A 14,596-nucleotide genomic window follows, 5' to 3' on the forward strand; every position below is an offset into this window, starting at 1 on the left:
TCGATCTCCATGCGGATCACGGTAAGCACCCCGTCAAGCTGACAGAACACCGCTTCGTTGGAAAAGCGCAGCACCCGATAGCCCTGCTCCGCCATCCACCGATCCCGCGCAGCATCGTAGTCCAAGCGAAGCCCGTGAGAGTACGCATCAAGCTCCACAACAAGCGATAACTCACGACACAGAAAGTCGGCGAAGTATGGCCCCACCGGCATCTGCCTGCTGAATTTTGCCCCCAGCGCCGAGCGGGAAATATATCGCCACAACCGCCACTCTGCTGCGGTAGCCTGTCCGCGTAGCAAACGCGCCCTGCCCGTATCCCGAAGTCCAACCCCCGCCATCCGCCGAATTTCGCGCCGAAACCCAACGGCACGAAATGAAATGTCGGCAAGCCGGAACTTTTTTCCAAGGCTGCCTCCCGGCGCCTCCGTCTCAAGGGTCAGACTACAGACCTTAAAGGGACGAAGATGCCTTCCCAGCTTACCGCCAGGACCCTGCTTGCCACCACCGCCGTGCTCGCCTTCGCGACCGCCGCGCATGCCGAAGACGTCAAGACCAAGCTCACCGCCCCCATCCGCACTTCGACCATCAAGAGCGGCGCGGCGGATGCCATCAACATCACCGCCGAAGGCTCGGTCGTCCTGACCTCTGGCACCGCAGTCACGCAGGACAGCAACCACGCGGTCACCAACGCGGGCAACATCACCATCACCAATGCCGACGGCGCAGTCGGCATCAATTCGGTCGCAGGCGCCAGCGGTGACATCACCAACACCGGCACGATCACCGTCGATGAAACCTACACGCCGACCGACACCGACAAGGACGGCGACCTCGACGGTCCCTTCGCGCTGGGATCGAACCGCGTCGGCATCCGCACCCAGGGCGACCACACCGGCAAGCTCACCCAGAACGGCAAGATCGTGGTCGAGGGCAACGATTCGGCGGGTATCCAGCTTGGCGGCAAGCTGACCGGCGCCTTCACACATGATGGCTCCACCACCGTCGTCGGCGACCGCACCATCGGCGTTTCGGCGCAGGGTATCGACGGCAACGTGCGCCTTGCCGGTACCGTCTCGGCGCAGGGCAAGGACGCGATCGGCGCGCGCTTCGCAGGCGACGTCAACGGCGCGATGGTCGTGCAGGGCACGGTCGCCGCCACCGGCTATCGCTACACCACCCCGCCCGCAGATCCGTCGAAGCTCGATGCCGACGACCTGCTGCAGGGCGGCTCGGCGCTGATCGTCGAGGGCAACGTGACCGGCGGGATCATCCTCGCCGCCGCGCCTAAGGCCGACCCCGCGAAGCCGGACTCCGATGGCGACGGCATCGACGACAGCAAGGAAGGCACCGCCAAGGTCGTCTCCTACGGCAGCGCCGCCGCCATGCAGGTGGGCGCGACCGATCACGCCGTCACCATCGGCCCTGTCGCCAATACCGGCAGCAAATTCGGGCTGATCATCGAAGGGTCGGTCGAGGGCCAGGGCCTCTACTCCGGCGTGGCCGCCAACGGCCTCGTCATCGGCGGACGCGGCGGCGCGGTGACGATTGCCAACGGCATCGGCGTCTCCGGCTCGGTCGTCGCCAATGCCAACGGTGCCAGCGCCACGGCCCTTCGCATCGGCGCCGGCGCGACGACGCCGCTGCTGCAGAACACCGGCAACATCGCCGCAGCATCGGGCAATGCCGACAATGCGCTGGCGACTGCCGTGCGCGTCGACGCGGGCGGCAACCTGCCGACCATCCGCAACAGCGGCACGATCAAGGCGGTCGCGGGCGAAAAGGGCTCGGCCACGGCCATCGTCGACGCCAGCGGCACCCTGAACCTGATCGAGAACGCAGGCACCATCTCGGCCACCGGCGCCAAGGACGGCGCGCGCAACATCGCCATCGACCTGCGCGCCGCGACCGGCAACCTCACCGTCAGGCAGACACAGGTGGCCTCGGGCGTGACCGCGCCCGCCATCGTCGGCGACGTGTGGTTCGCGGGCGGCAACGACACGCTCGACCTTGCCGACGGCACTCTCACCGGCAACGTCGCCTTCGGTGCCGGCAACAATACGCTGAACCTCTCGGGCGACGCGGTGCAGACTGGCAACGTGACCTTCGGCGCGGGCACCGACACCGTCTCGCTGGCGGGCACCAGCGGTTTCAAAGGCGCGATGGACTTCGGCGGCGGCGCGGACGTGCTGAACATCTCGGGCACGGCGTACTTCTCCGGCTCCTTTACCAATTCCTCGCAGCTGGCGGTCAAGGTGTCGGGCGGTCTGCTCGACGTCAGGAAGCCCGCCTCGATGGCCTCGCTCGACGTAGGCAGCACCGGCATGGTCCTCGTCACGCTCGACAAGACGGCGGGTGCCGGTTCGTCCTACACCGTTTCGGGCAACGCCACCTTCGCGGAAGGCTCCAAGCTGGCGATCCGCCTGGCCGACGTCTCGACCGCCGAGGGCTCCTACCAGGTCCTGACCGCAGGCAGCCTGACCGGCCGCGACAAGCTGGCCACCAACACCGACCTCGTTCCCTTCATGTTCAAGGCGGAACTGGACAAGGACGCGGCGGCCAACACCATCGTCGTCGACGTCTCGCGCCGCACGGTCAGCGAACTGGGCCTCAACCGCTCGGGCGCGGCCGCTTATGACGCGGTGTTCAAGCAGCTGGCCAAGGACGACAAGATCGAGCAGGTCTTCCTCGGCCTGACCAACGGCGATGCCTTCCGCTCGGCCGTGGGCCAGATGCTGCCCGACCACGCGGGCGGCGGTTTCGAGGGCATCAGCCTGGGCACCCGCGCCCTCGCCCGCCAGATGCAGGACCCGCAGGGACCGATCACCGCGAGCGGCCGCTTCTCCACCACGCTCAACATGGCGATCTGGGGCAGCGACCGGAAGGCCGGCAACACCGCCGCCTACAAGCTGAATGGCTATGCATGGTCGGCGACCGCCGAGTACCGCACCGGCCTCGGCAAGTTCGGCGGCACCGTCGCGTACCTCAACAACAACCACAAGAACGGCGCACTGACCGACGTGAACTCGGACGCATTCGAACTGGCGGCGCACTGGCGCGCCAAGTTCGGCCCGGTCAGCGCCTTTGCGCGCGGCTCGGTCGGCACGGCCAAGTTCGACGGCGAGCGCAACTTCTACGGCGCCATCGGTTCGGAAACCGTGCGCCGCACCATGGACGCCAAGTGGGACGGCAAGTTCGTCACTTTCGCGGGCGGCGCGGCGATCGAGGGCGGCTCGCAGTTCTTCTTCTTCCGTCCGGGCGTGACGGTCGACTACGTCCGCCTGAAGGAAGACGGCTACTCCGAGACCGGCGGCGAGAAGCTGAACCTCACCGTCGCCTCGCGCACCAGCGACGAACTGGCGGTGAACCCGAGCATGACCGTGGGCATCGACTTCCTCGGCATGAAGGCACGGGACGAGAACTGGTTCCGCATGGAAACCGAGGGCGGCTGGCGCGAGATCGTCAATGGCGGCATCGGCTCGACCACCGCGCACTTCGAGGGCGGGGACAACTTCACGCTGGAAGGCGACGGCGCGACGAGCGGCTGGTTCGCGCGCCTGCGTGCGATCGGCGGCTCCTCGGGCTTCACGATGGGCGGCGAACTCTCGGCCGAGGATCGCCACGGCCGGGTCGATCTCGCGCTGCGCGGCTCCGTGACCATTGGCTGGTAAGGACAGGACGATGCGTGGACCACTCCTCTGCGGCATCGTACTGGGCGCCGGGCTGCTGTTAAGCTGCGCCCCCCGCGTGCGGCCCGGCGCCGCCTCCTCCCCCGCTCCGGCGGGGGAGGAATTGCGCATATCGCGCGGTCCGTGCTTCGGGTTCTGCCCGGTGTACAAGGTGGCCGTGACGCCCGCCGGACGCGTGGACTTCACCGGCGAGCGGCATACCGCCGTGCTGGGCCAGCGCGCCCATTCGGTCGGCCGCGCGACGTACGAGGACGTGCGCCGCGCCCTCGCGCCGATGCGTGCGCAGACCGGCGAGGAGCGTGCCCACGCCTGTACCGAGGCCGCCACCGACATGTCGAGCGTGACCATCGAGTGGATCGGCGCGGACAGCCGCCGCACCGCGCTCACGTACAACATGGGCTGCCGTTCGCCGGAAGGCTCTGCGATGGCACGCACGGTTGAACAGCAACTCGGCCGCCTCGGCGTCGAGGAATGGGCCGCGCAGAAGACCTGGCCGGGCGACAGCCGGGGCTGAGGTCTTCTCACTCGTCATTGCGAGCGCAGCGAAGCAATCCAGGGCAGTCTCGAGCCACACTGGATTGCTTCGCTGCGCTCGCAATGACGAAACGAAGGGACGCCGACGAAGCGAGGGAACGCCCCGTCAGTCCATAAACCCCCGCTCGTTCGAGGCGTCGAACTTGCGCACACCGGAAACGTCGATGCGTTCGGCCCAGCCGCCGAGCACGGCCGTCACCGCCGGTTGCGCAAGGTGCGTGGCCAGTGCAGCCTCGTCACGCCAGCGTTCGAAGACCAGCACCGTCCCGGCTGCCGGATCATCGATGGCGAAATGGTAGTTGAGGCACCCGTCCTCCTTCAGCGTCGGCTCGACCAGCCCGCGCAAGGTCGCGGCAAGGTCTTCGACGAGATCGGGGGCGGTCTTCAGGTGTCCGGCAAGAATGATCATTTGAGGCTTCCTCTCGTTACCAGGCGGGGGCATCGCCGCCGGGGACGGCAGGGCCGGTCAGCCAGTCACCGGTGATGCCGATGCGGATTTCGGAGCCCTTCGGCACTTCGGTCCCGGCATCGGGAGTGACGAACATGATCCGGTTCGGTGCCCAGACCGAGCCGATGATCTCCTCCTCGTCCTCCGACAGCGTGACACCGGCGGCCGCGCACATCTCGCGCGCGCGCTCACGCGTCTGGCCGCGCACTTCGGGGACGTAGGCCTTGGCCGGGTCCTCGTGCACCTTGAGCACGCGCGCCTTCTCGCGTTCTGCTTCCTCGGCAGCCAGCGTCTCGTCGAATTCGGGTCCGTGGTAGTCGATCTCCCAGTCGAACGAGATCATGTTCTCGAGGATGTCCGGCAGGAACGGCGTCATCCGCAAGTGCGACCAGTGCGACATGTAGCGCTCCATGGCCTCGTAAGTGTCGATGTCGCAGCAGTTGGCGAAGTCGAAATCGCCCGAGTGGAAGCGCGTGTGGACGACTTTGCCATGGCTGTAGTCACGCACCTCGCGGTTGAGATGCGACAATTTCTTCACCTCCTCGATGAAGAGGTCGATCTTGGCCGGATCGGCATCCTTCTTAAACTTGAGCATCACGACGTGACGGATCATCGGTCTCTCCCCTATCGCGCCCGCGCCGCGATTGGTTCGCGGGGACTCGGCGCTGCGGGAGAGAGACTAGCGCGGCGGGTTTCAGGCCATGCCTGTCAGATAAAACAGGTGCCAAAAAGCGCTCCTTACCTCCGGGCAACCGTTGCGCATCCGTCCGATTGCGTATCAAATCATTGCTACACCTCCTCCTCCAGTTGACGCGGGAGCCGGGCGGGTGTGTGCAAAATCCGCAGAGGCATATCGGCACCGTGCCGCCGGGCGGTATGCTGCAGGAGAGGATCAAGAGGTGGCCCGTCCCTTCGCGCCGCGTTTCGCGGTCTATGTCGCACTGGTGTTCATGCTGCTCGGCGTGCTGCAACTGGCTGCCAGCCTCGTGTTCTACCAGTCGATCGACCGGCAGACGCTGAACGAGGACCACGCGCGCCGCATCGGCGAACTGCTCGTCGTCAGCGACCGCATCCACTCCGCCGATCCGCGCCTGACCGCGCCGACCATGAGCACGCGTCACCTCGCCGCCGCCGTCGGCAATGCGCCCAGCGTGGCGACCGCCACGACCGACGAATCCCTCATCCGCATCGAGCGGCGCATCATCGAGTGGGAGCCTTCGCTCGGCGGGCGTTCGCTGCGGCTGGCCATGCAGGGGCCGCCGGGAGGCAAGTGCGATCTCGTCGGCGCGATCCGGCTGGCGGACGGGCACTGGCTCAACTTCCGCTCGCGCGATATCAACGCGATGTGGCCGGTGGCGCTGCGGGCGACGGTGCTGACGCTTGCGACGACGGTGGCCTTCCTCGCCATCGGCCTCGCCGCGCTGCACGTGCTGACCCGCCCGCTGCGCCGCATGAGCGATGCCGCCGACGCCATCGGTCGGGGCCGGCAAGTGGTCATCGCCGAGGGTGGCACCCCGGACTTGCGCCAGCTCGCGCACTCCATGAACCTCATGCAGGAGCGCATCGCGCGGCTGCTGCAGGATCAGGCCAGGTCGTTCGAGGCGATCAGCCACGACTTGCGCACGCCGCTCTCGCGCCAGAAGGTCGCGGCGGAACTCATCGACGATGCCGAACTGGGCGGGGTGATCCTTGCCAGCGTGGACGAGATGGAGGCCCTGCTCGCCTCGCTGCAGCGCTTCCTGCGCGCGCAGCATCTCGACGCCGAGCCCGAGACGCTGGACCTCACCGAAGTGGTTGCGCACGTGCTGCATCCTTACGGGACGCGCGCCCGCTTCGACGCCTCCGTCCCCACCCTCGCCCGGACCTTCCGCGAGCCGGTGGAACTGGCGCTGGCGGCGCTGGTGGAGAACGCCATCCAGTTCGGCGGCGAGGCTCAGGTCGCCGTGCTCCGCCACGAAGGACACTGGCGCATCGAAATCGCCGATTCCGGGCCGGGCATCCCTTCCGCCTACTTCGAGGCGATCCTCGACCCGTTCTTCCGCCTCGACGCGGCGCGGGCGCGGGACACCAAGGGCTTCGGCCTAGGCATCCCGACCGCGCACCGGCTGATGGCGCGCTTCGACGGCCAGCTTTCCTTCGCCGCCGCGCCCGAAGGCGGCCTGATCGCGCGCCTGGACGTGCCCCAGCCGCCAATGGGTTGACGAAGATCGTCGTCCCGGACTTGATCCGGGACCGCTGGCGGTCTTTAGATGCGACCTTGCTGGTCTGCACTCATCGAAGGGTGGGCTGTTCACGGCCAGCGGTCCCGGATCAAATCCGGGACGACGAGAGAATATGGAGAGCGACCTGTGAACTGGTGGACCATCGACGAAACCCATGACCCTGCGCGCAAAAGCTGGGTCGAAAGCGCCGACGGCCACCGCGACTTCCCGGTCCAGAACCTGCCCTTCGGTGTGTTCTCGATGGCTGAAACGCCGGGAACTCGGATCGGCGTGGCAATCGGCGACCGGATTCTCGACCTCGGCGCGCTGGCGGCGGCAGGACTCATCCCGCTGAACCTCGCCGAAATCTGCAGCGACGCCAGCATGGCCCGCCTGCTGGCCATTCCCGCGCAAGACCGCCGCGCCCTGCGCCATGCCCTCTCCGACCTGCTCTGCGACGAAGCCAGGCGGCCGGTAATCGACCCCCTGCTGCACCCGGTCGAAGCCTGCATGCTTCACCTGCCCACGCGCATCGGCGACTACACCGACTTCTATGTCGGCATTCATCACGCCAACAACATCGGCCGCCAGTTCCGCCCGGACAACCCGCTGCTGCCCAACTACAAGCACGTGCCGATCGGCTACCACGGCCGCGCGTCCTCGATCCGTCCCTCGGGTGTTCCGGTCGTGCGCCCCACCGGCCAGCGCAAGCCGCCCGAGGCCGATGCGCCGATCTTCGCGCCGACTGCAAGGCTCGACTACGAACTGGAAATGGGCGTCTGGATCGGCCGCGGCAACGACCTCGGCGAGCCTGTTCCGATCACCGATGCTGCGCAGCATATCGCCGGTTTTTGCCTGCTCAACGACTGGTCCGCGCGCGATGTGCAGGGGTGGGAATACCAGCCGCTCGGCCCGTTCCTGTCGAAGAACTTCCACTCGACGATTTCGCCATGGGTCGTCACGCCCGAAGCCCTCGCGCCCTTCCGCGCGGCCCAGCCGCCCCGACCGGAAGGCGACCCGCAGCCCCTGCCCTATCTGTCTGACGCGGATGATCAGGCCCACGGCGCGCTGGGCGTCATGCTGCAGGTCCACCTGACCACGCAGGCCATGCGCAAGGCCGGGCTTCCGCCCCATCGCCTCAGCCACGGCCCGGCGACCAACATGTACTGGACGGTGAACCAGATGGTCGCGCACCATGCATCCAACGGCTGCAACCTGACGCCCGGCGACCTGCTCGGCACCGGCACGATTTCCGCTCCCGAGCGAGAGGGTTTCGGCAGCCTCATGGAATTGTCGCAGGGCGACAAGTCGCCCCTCACCTTGGCCAGTGGCGAGACCCGCACGTTCCTGGAGGACGGCGACGAAATCTCCATCACCGCCACCGCCGCCGCTGACGGCTTCGTTTCCATCGGTTTCGGAGAATGCCGCGCCCGCATCCTTCCGGCACGCTGAAACCAACACTTGCGCCCACCCCTGCCTCCCGGTATCCGCCGGGAACAAGATCGCGCCGGTGCCCCGCAAGGGGCTTAAAAGGGAAGGCGGTGGGAACGGTTCGCCGTTCGAATCCGCAGCTGTCCCTGCAACTGTAAGCGGCGAGCGCGATGCACATCGCCTGTCCCCAGCGGGACGGGCAGCCACTGAGGCCGGACGCTGCGACATGCGAGGCTTCGGGAAGGCCGTGCATCAAGCTGTGACCCGCGAGCCAGGAGACCTGCCGGCGTCTGGTCGCTCTTGCCTTGGTCCAGGGGATGGCCGCGGCACGGTTCACCGTCTGAGCGACGACACGCATGCGGCCCGGGGCCGCGGCGGAGCAGGTCGCCGGGCGTCTTCGCGCCTGTCCGTCGCCCCTGCCCCGCGCCGGCGCGAAAGCGCCGGTACGCCCCGCCGCGAGAAGTCGCCGGCGCGGGAGTTGAGAGCCTTGAGCAAAGTACCCACCACCGTCATCACCGGCTTCCTCGGCGCCGGCAAGACCACGCTGATCCGCCACCTGCTGCAGAACGCGAAGGGCCGCCGCCTCGCCCTCGTCATCAACGAGTTCGGCGACGTTGGCGTCGACAGCGAACTGGTCAAGGGCTGCAACGACGAGGCCTGCCCCGAGGACGATATCCTCGAACTCGCCAACGGCTGCATCTGCTGCACCGTGGCCGACGACTTCCTGCCGACGATGCAGAAGCTGCTCGACCGCGAGACGCCGCCCGACCACATCATCATCGAGACGTCGGGCCTCGCGCTGCCCAAGCCACTGGTCAAGGCCTTCCAGTGGCCGGACATCCGCACCCGCGCGACAGTGGACGGCGTGATCGCCCTGATCGACGCCGATGCCGTCGCCGCCGGTCGCTTCGCCACCGATGAAGAGGCACTCGCCGCCGCCCGCGCCGCCGATCCCAACCTCGACCACGACAGCCCGCTCGAGGAACTGTTCGAGGAACAGTTGGGCTGCGCCGACATGGTCGTTCTCAACAAGACCGACCTCGTCGATGCGGACGTACTGGCCGAAGTGGAAAAGACCGTCGCCGCCGAGACGCGCCCGGGCGTCAAGATCGTGCGCGCGGACCACGGCGCGGTGGATATCGCCGCGCTGCTCGGCATCGTCGCGGCGGCCGAGGACGACCTCGACAGCCGCAAGTCGCACATCGACGGCCTGGCCGACGATCACGACCATGACGACTTCGACACCTTCATCCTGAACGGCGGCGAAATCGCGGACCTCGACGCGCTGCTGGCGGGCCTCAGGGAGCAGATCGCCGCGCATGACGTGCTGCGCGTGAAGGGCATGGTGGCGCTGGCGGGCAAGCCCAGCCGCCTCGTCCTGCAGGGCGTCGGCCCGCGCATCCAGCACTTCTTCGACCGCGCGTGGAAGCTCGAAGAACCGCGCCGCACGCAGCTGGTGGTTATCGGCCAGAAGGGGCTGGACCGCGCGGCCATCGAAGCCGCGCTGGCGGGTGTGCTAGGTTCGGTCCCGGCGTAAGCACAACCATGTACCCCAACCTTCGTCATTGCGAGCGTAGCGCGGCAATCCAGAGCCGCGCAAACCGCCCTGGATTGCTTCGCTGCGCTCGCAATGACGAGCGGTGGGGAGGCGAACCGGCGTTGAACGAAGATCTGCGGCTTCCCCCCCTCCTCCGTCATTGCGAACCCGCGCAGCGGGTGAAGCAATCCAGGGCGGTTCGCACTGCCGTCAGCCCGGCGAGCGCCGCCTGATGCACCTGCTTTCCGCCACCCCGGGCACGATCTCCAACGGCGAGGAGGCGATCGACCTCGACCAGCCGCCGGGCGACGTCGTCATCCTGACGGTGGCGGACAGCGAACTCGCCTGCTTCGCCAAAGCGGCGGCAGGGCTGCCGGAGGGCGCGCCGAGCGTCCGCCTCGCCAACCTGCTGCAGTTGCGGCACCCCTACTCGGTCGATCTCTACGTCGAGAAGGTGATCGCCCACGCAAAATTCGTCTGCGTGGTGCTGCTCGGCGGCAAGAGCTACTGGCCCTACGGCATCGACGAGATCGCCCTGATCGCCCGCGAGAAGGGCATCGCCTTCGCCGCCATCGCCGACGGGCGCGAGGATGATCCGACGCTGACGGTCGCCTCCACCCTCCCCGCCGAGACGGTCGAGCACCTCCGCGACTATCTGCGGCAGGGCGGCAGCGCGAATGCCCTGTCGTTCCTCCGCACCGCCGCGCGGCTGATCGGCGAGGACTGCGGCCAGCCGGACGACCCGGTGCCGGTGGCCGACGCGGGGCTCTATCTGCAAGGCGTGGACCGGCCGAGCTTGGCCGACTTGCGCGCCTCATGGCGTCCCGACGGCCCTGTCGTACTGCTGGTATTCTACCGCGCGCTGATGATCGCGGGCACGCTCGACGCCGTGGACGCGATGGTCGCCGCATTGCAAATGCGCGGGTTCAACGTCGCCGCCGTCCATGTCCGGGCGCTGCGAGAGCCTTTCGCGATCGACTGGCTCGGCGGCCTGATGACCGAGATTGCGCCCGACGTGATCGTCAATGCCACCAGCTTCGCCTCCTCTTCCTCGGGCGAGCCGCGCGTCGGCGGGGTGCTCGAACGCGCCGACTGCCCGATCCTGCAGGTCGCCTTCGCGGGTGTCGAGGAGGCCGACTGGCAGGCCGCCGCACGCGGCCTCGGCCCACGCGATCTGGCGATGAACGTGGCGCTGCCCGAACTCGACGGCCGCCTGTTCACCCGCGCCGTCGCCTTCAAGGCGGCCGAACGCTTCGACGACGTGACGAAGTGCGGCATCGTCGTCCCCCGCGTCGCGCCGGACCGGGTGGCCTTCGTCGCCCACCTCGCCGCCAACTGGGCGAGCCTGCGCCGCACCGTGCCCGCGCAGCGCAAGGTGGCGCTGGTGCTCGCCAACTATCCCAACCGCGACGGGCGGATCGGCAATGGCGTCGGCCTCGACACGCCCGCCAGCGCGGCCTCGATCCTCTCCAGCCTTCGTGCCGCCGGATACGATACCGGCGGCGCGCCCGAGGACGGGCAGGCGCTGATGCGGCTGATGACCGGCGGGGTGACCAACGACCTCACATCACTGGATCGACCCCCATTAGACAACGGGCGCGAGATTTCGCTGCCGCTGGCCGACTACGAAGCCGCCTTCGCCGAGGTGCCCGAAGGCGCACGCGCGAAGATGCTGGAGCGCTGGGGCGCGCCCTCTGCCGATCCCTTCGTGAAGGACGGCGCGTTCCGCCTTGCCGTCCACCGCTTCGGCAATGTCTGCGTCGCGGTGCAGCCGGCGCGCGGGTACAACATCGACGCCAAGGAAACCTACCACGACCCGGCGCTGCCGCCGCCGCACGCCTACCTCGCCTTCCACGTCTGGCTGGAGCGGCAGTTCGGCGCGCAGGCGCTGGTGCATGTGGGCAAGCACGGCAATCTCGAATGGCTGCCCGGCAAGGCGATCTCGCTCTCTGCGACATGCTTCCCCGAGATCTGCGCCGGGCCGCTGCCGCAGCTCTACCCCTTCATCGTCAACGACCCCGGCGAGGGCACGCAGGCCAAGCGCCGCATCGGTGCAGTCATCATCGATCACCTGACGCCGCCGCTGACGCGCGCGGAAAGCTACGGGCCGCTCAAGCACCTCGAGGCGCTGGTGGACGAATACTACCTCGCCGCCGGGATGGACCCGCGCCGTCTGGAGCGGCTACGGCGCGACATCATCGACCTGGCCCGCTCGCAGGGACTGGACAAGGACGCCGGGGCCGAGGGTGACGGCGACGATGCGCTGTCGGCGATCGACAACTACTTGTGCGAACTCAAGGAACTGCAGATCCGCGACGGGCTGCATGTCTTCGGGCAATCGCCGGAGGGGCGCTTGCGGCGCGATCTGCTGGTGGCGCTGGCACGCACGCCGCGCGGGTATGACGGGCCGGGGCAAGCCTCGCTGCTGCGGGCGATGGCCGAGGATTTCGCGCTGGGGTTCGACCCGCTCGACTGCCGCATGGCGGACCGCTGGGATGGCCCGAGGCCGGAGGCGCTGGCGGCGGTATCGGACGAGCCCTGGCGCACGCTGGGTGATACAGTCGAGCGGCTGGAACTGCTGGCGGCGGAATGGGTATCCCGTCGTCCCGGACTTGATCCGGGACCGCTGGCCGTGAACAGCCTACTCATCGGCGCGCCCGGCAAGGTCCAGCCCCAAGTTTTGCCAGCGGTCCCGGATCAAGTCCGGGACGACGACCTGCCGCGCACCGCCGCCGTCCTCCACGCCATCGCCGCCGACCTCGCCCCGCGCGTGGACGCCTGCGGCCCCGCTGAAAGCGCCGCACTGCTCGCAGGGCTCGACGGCCGCTTCGTCCTGCCCGGACCCTCTGGCGCCCCCACGCGCGGCCGCCCGGACGTGCTCCCCACCGGGCGCAACTTCTACTCGGTCGATACCCGCGCGGTGCCCACCGCCGTCGCCTGGGATCTCGGCCAGCGCTCCGCAGAGCTGCTGGTGGAGGACTACCTCCAGCGCGAGGGCGAGTATCCGCGCGCCATCGCGCTCTCCGCATGGGGCACCGCCAACATGCGCACCGGCGGCGACGACATCGCGCAGGCCCTCGCGCTGATGGGCGTGCGCCCGCGCTGGGAGTGGACCTCGGGCCGCGTCACCGGGTTCGAGATGATGACGCTCGCCGAACTGGGCCGCCCGCGCGTGGACGTGACCTTGCGCGTCTCCGGCTTCTTCCGCGACGCCTTCCCCGAGCAGATGGACCTCATCGACAGCGCCGCCCGCGCCGTCATGGCGCTGGAGGAAAGCGCCGAGGACAACCCCGCCGCCGCCCGCCACCGCGCCGAAACCGCGATGCTCGCCGCTGAAGGGCAGGACGAAACCGTCGCCGCCCGCCGCGCCGGAGCCCGCGTGTTCGGCTCGAAACCGGGGGCCTACGGCGCCGGTCTGCAGGCGATGATCGACGAGAAGCTGTGGCATGACCGCGCCGACCTCGCGAACGTCTACCTCGACTGGGGCAGCTATGCCTATGGAGCCGGGATCGAGGGCGATGCCGAACGCGATCTCTACGCCGCGCGGCTGACCCAGGCCGACGCGGTGGTCCAGAACCAGGACAACCGCGAGCACGACCTGCTCGACAGCGACGACTACTACCAGTTCGAGGGCGGCATCGCCGCTGCGGTCGAGCACCTGAAGGGCCGCGCGCCGGTCAGCTACCACAACGATCACTCGCGCCCCGAACGCCCGGTCATCCGCACGCTGGCGGACGAAATCGGCCGCATCGTAAGGGGCCGCGTGACCAATCCCAAATGGATCGCGGGCGTCATGCGCCACGGCTACAAGGGCGCGTTCGAGATCGCCGCCTCGGTGGACTACCTCTTCGCCTTCGCCGCGACGACCAGCGCGGTGAAGGACCACCACTTCGACGCCGTCCACGCGGCCTTCATCGAGGATGAGGCGGTGCGCGACTTCATGGCGCAGGCCAACCCCGCCGCGCTTCGCGAAACCGCCGCGCGGCTGGCCGAGGCGCTGGAGCGCGGCCTCTGGAAACCCCGATCGAACAGCGCGGGCCTGCTGCTCGCCCAAGTCTCAGGAGCATGATGATGGCCGAACGCACCGACGAACAGCACGCCGAGAAGATGAAGAAGAAGCAGGCCGCGCATGACCGCATCATGGCGGGCAAGACCGTGGAAAAGGGCCTGCTGATCGTCAACACCGGCAAGGGCAAGGGCAAGACCACGGCCGCGCTCGGCATGGTGGTGCGCATGATCGGGCATGGCAGGAAGGTGGGCGTCGTCCAGTTCGTGAAGGGCGCGATGACCACCGGCGAGAAGGCCGTCTTCGATGCCTTCCCGGACAACGTCGAGTTCAAGGCCATGGGCGAAGGCTTCACCTGGAACACCCAGGACCGTGCCCGCGACATCGCCCTTGCCCGCGAGGCATGGGACGAGGTGAAGCGCATGGTTGCCGATCCAGCCTACGACATGGTGCTGGCGGATGAGCTGAACATCGTGCTGCGCTATGACTACCTGCCCCTTGAGGAAGTGCTTGAGGTGCTCACCGCGCGTGCGGAGATGAAGCACGTCGTCGTGACCGGACGCAATGCGCCGCAGGGGCTGATCGACGCGGCCGATCTCGTGACGGAAATGACGCTAGTGAAGCACCCCTTCCGCGAGCAGGGCGTCAAGGCGCAGACGGGGATCGAGTTCTGATGCACGCCTCTCGTCGTCCCGGACTTGATCCGGGACCGGTGGCTGTCTTTGGGCGCACGTTCGCGGCGCGCGCGGTGAG

Annotated in this window: 10 protein-coding genes and 1 riboswitch; of the genes, 7 read left to right on the forward strand and 3 right to left on the reverse strand. The window is 68.2% G+C overall.

The window, feature by feature from the left end; all coding sequences use genetic code 11:
* Nucleotides 1-536: DUF559 domain-containing protein (locus HWN72_RS31795; RefSeq protein ID WP_309141560.1), on the reverse strand; the 536-nt coding region annotated here is incomplete at its 3' end.
* On the opposite strand from HWN72_RS31795, the gene HWN72_RS09325 reads away from it, so the two are divergent.
* The gene (locus HWN72_RS09325) at nucleotides 465-3,668 is read left to right on the forward strand and encodes an autotransporter domain-containing protein (protein ID WP_211150112.1); all 3,204 of its coding nucleotides are present in this window, start codon (nucleotides 465-467) and stop codon (nucleotides 3,666-3,668) included. The genes HWN72_RS31795 and HWN72_RS09325 overlap by 72 nt on opposite strands.
* A 10-nt stretch (nucleotides 3,669-3,678) precedes the next feature.
* On the forward strand, nucleotides 3,679-4,200 hold the full coding sequence (locus HWN72_RS09330; RefSeq protein WP_248005905.1) for a DUF6438 domain-containing protein: 522 nt from the start codon (nucleotides 3,679-3,681) through the stop codon (nucleotides 4,198-4,200).
* Nucleotides 4,201-4,326: 126 nt separating this feature from the next.
* Here the strand turns inward: HWN72_RS09330 and HWN72_RS09335 are convergent, their stop codons facing one another.
* Together HWN72_RS09335 and HWN72_RS09340 are read right to left on the reverse strand one after the other, a co-directional pair.
* Nucleotides 4,327-4,629, reverse strand: coding sequence for a putative quinol monooxygenase (locus HWN72_RS09335; RefSeq protein ID WP_211150113.1), 303 nt, complete (start codon nucleotides 4,627-4,629; stop codon nucleotides 4,327-4,329).
* Between the two features lie 16 nt (nucleotides 4,630-4,645).
* Entirely contained in the window at nucleotides 4,646-5,281 is a 636-nt protein-coding gene (locus HWN72_RS09340; protein WP_211150114.1) for a Dabb family protein, read from the reverse strand.
* 286 nt (nucleotides 5,282-5,567) lie between these two features.
* Between HWN72_RS09340 and HWN72_RS09345 the strand changes: the two genes are divergently transcribed.
* The 5 genes from HWN72_RS09345 (at nucleotide 5,568) to cobO (ending at nucleotide 14,517) form a co-directional block, all read left to right on the forward strand.
* Complete coding sequence (locus tag HWN72_RS09345) at nucleotides 5,568-6,869, forward strand: HAMP domain-containing sensor histidine kinase (protein WP_211150115.1); 1,302 nt, start codon at nucleotides 5,568-5,570, stop codon at nucleotides 6,867-6,869.
* Nucleotides 6,870-7,016: 147 nt separating this feature from the next.
* A complete protein-coding gene (gene fahA, locus HWN72_RS09350) occupies nucleotides 7,017-8,321 on the forward strand; it encodes a fumarylacetoacetase (RefSeq protein ID WP_211150116.1) in 1,305 nt (434 codons plus the stop codon).
* A gap of 39 nt (nucleotides 8,322-8,360) precedes the next feature.
* A riboswitch (cobalamin riboswitch) is annotated at nucleotides 8,361-8,603 on the forward strand.
* 184 nt (nucleotides 8,604-8,787) lie between these two features.
* Nucleotides 8,788-9,837, forward strand: a complete 1,050-nt coding sequence (gene cobW / locus HWN72_RS09355; RefSeq protein WP_211150117.1) for a cobalamin biosynthesis protein CobW — start codon at nucleotides 8,788-8,790, stop codon at nucleotides 9,835-9,837.
* A 232-nt stretch (nucleotides 9,838-10,069) separates the two neighbouring features.
* Nucleotides 10,070-13,906, forward strand: a complete 3,837-nt coding sequence (gene cobN / locus HWN72_RS09360) for a cobaltochelatase subunit CobN (protein ID WP_211150128.1) — start codon at nucleotides 10,070-10,072, stop codon at nucleotides 13,904-13,906.
* 2 nt (nucleotides 13,907-13,908) lie between these two features.
* Entirely contained in the window at nucleotides 13,909-14,517 is a 609-nt protein-coding gene (gene cobO / locus HWN72_RS09365; RefSeq protein ID WP_211150118.1) for a cob(I)yrinic acid a,c-diamide adenosyltransferase, read from the forward strand.
* The last annotated feature ends 79 nt before the right edge of the window (nucleotides 14,518-14,596 follow it).

This window comes from Novosphingobium sp. HR1a (genome assembly GCF_015594425.1).
GTDB lineage: Bacteria > Pseudomonadota > Alphaproteobacteria > Sphingomonadales > Sphingomonadaceae > Novosphingobium > Novosphingobium resinovorum_A.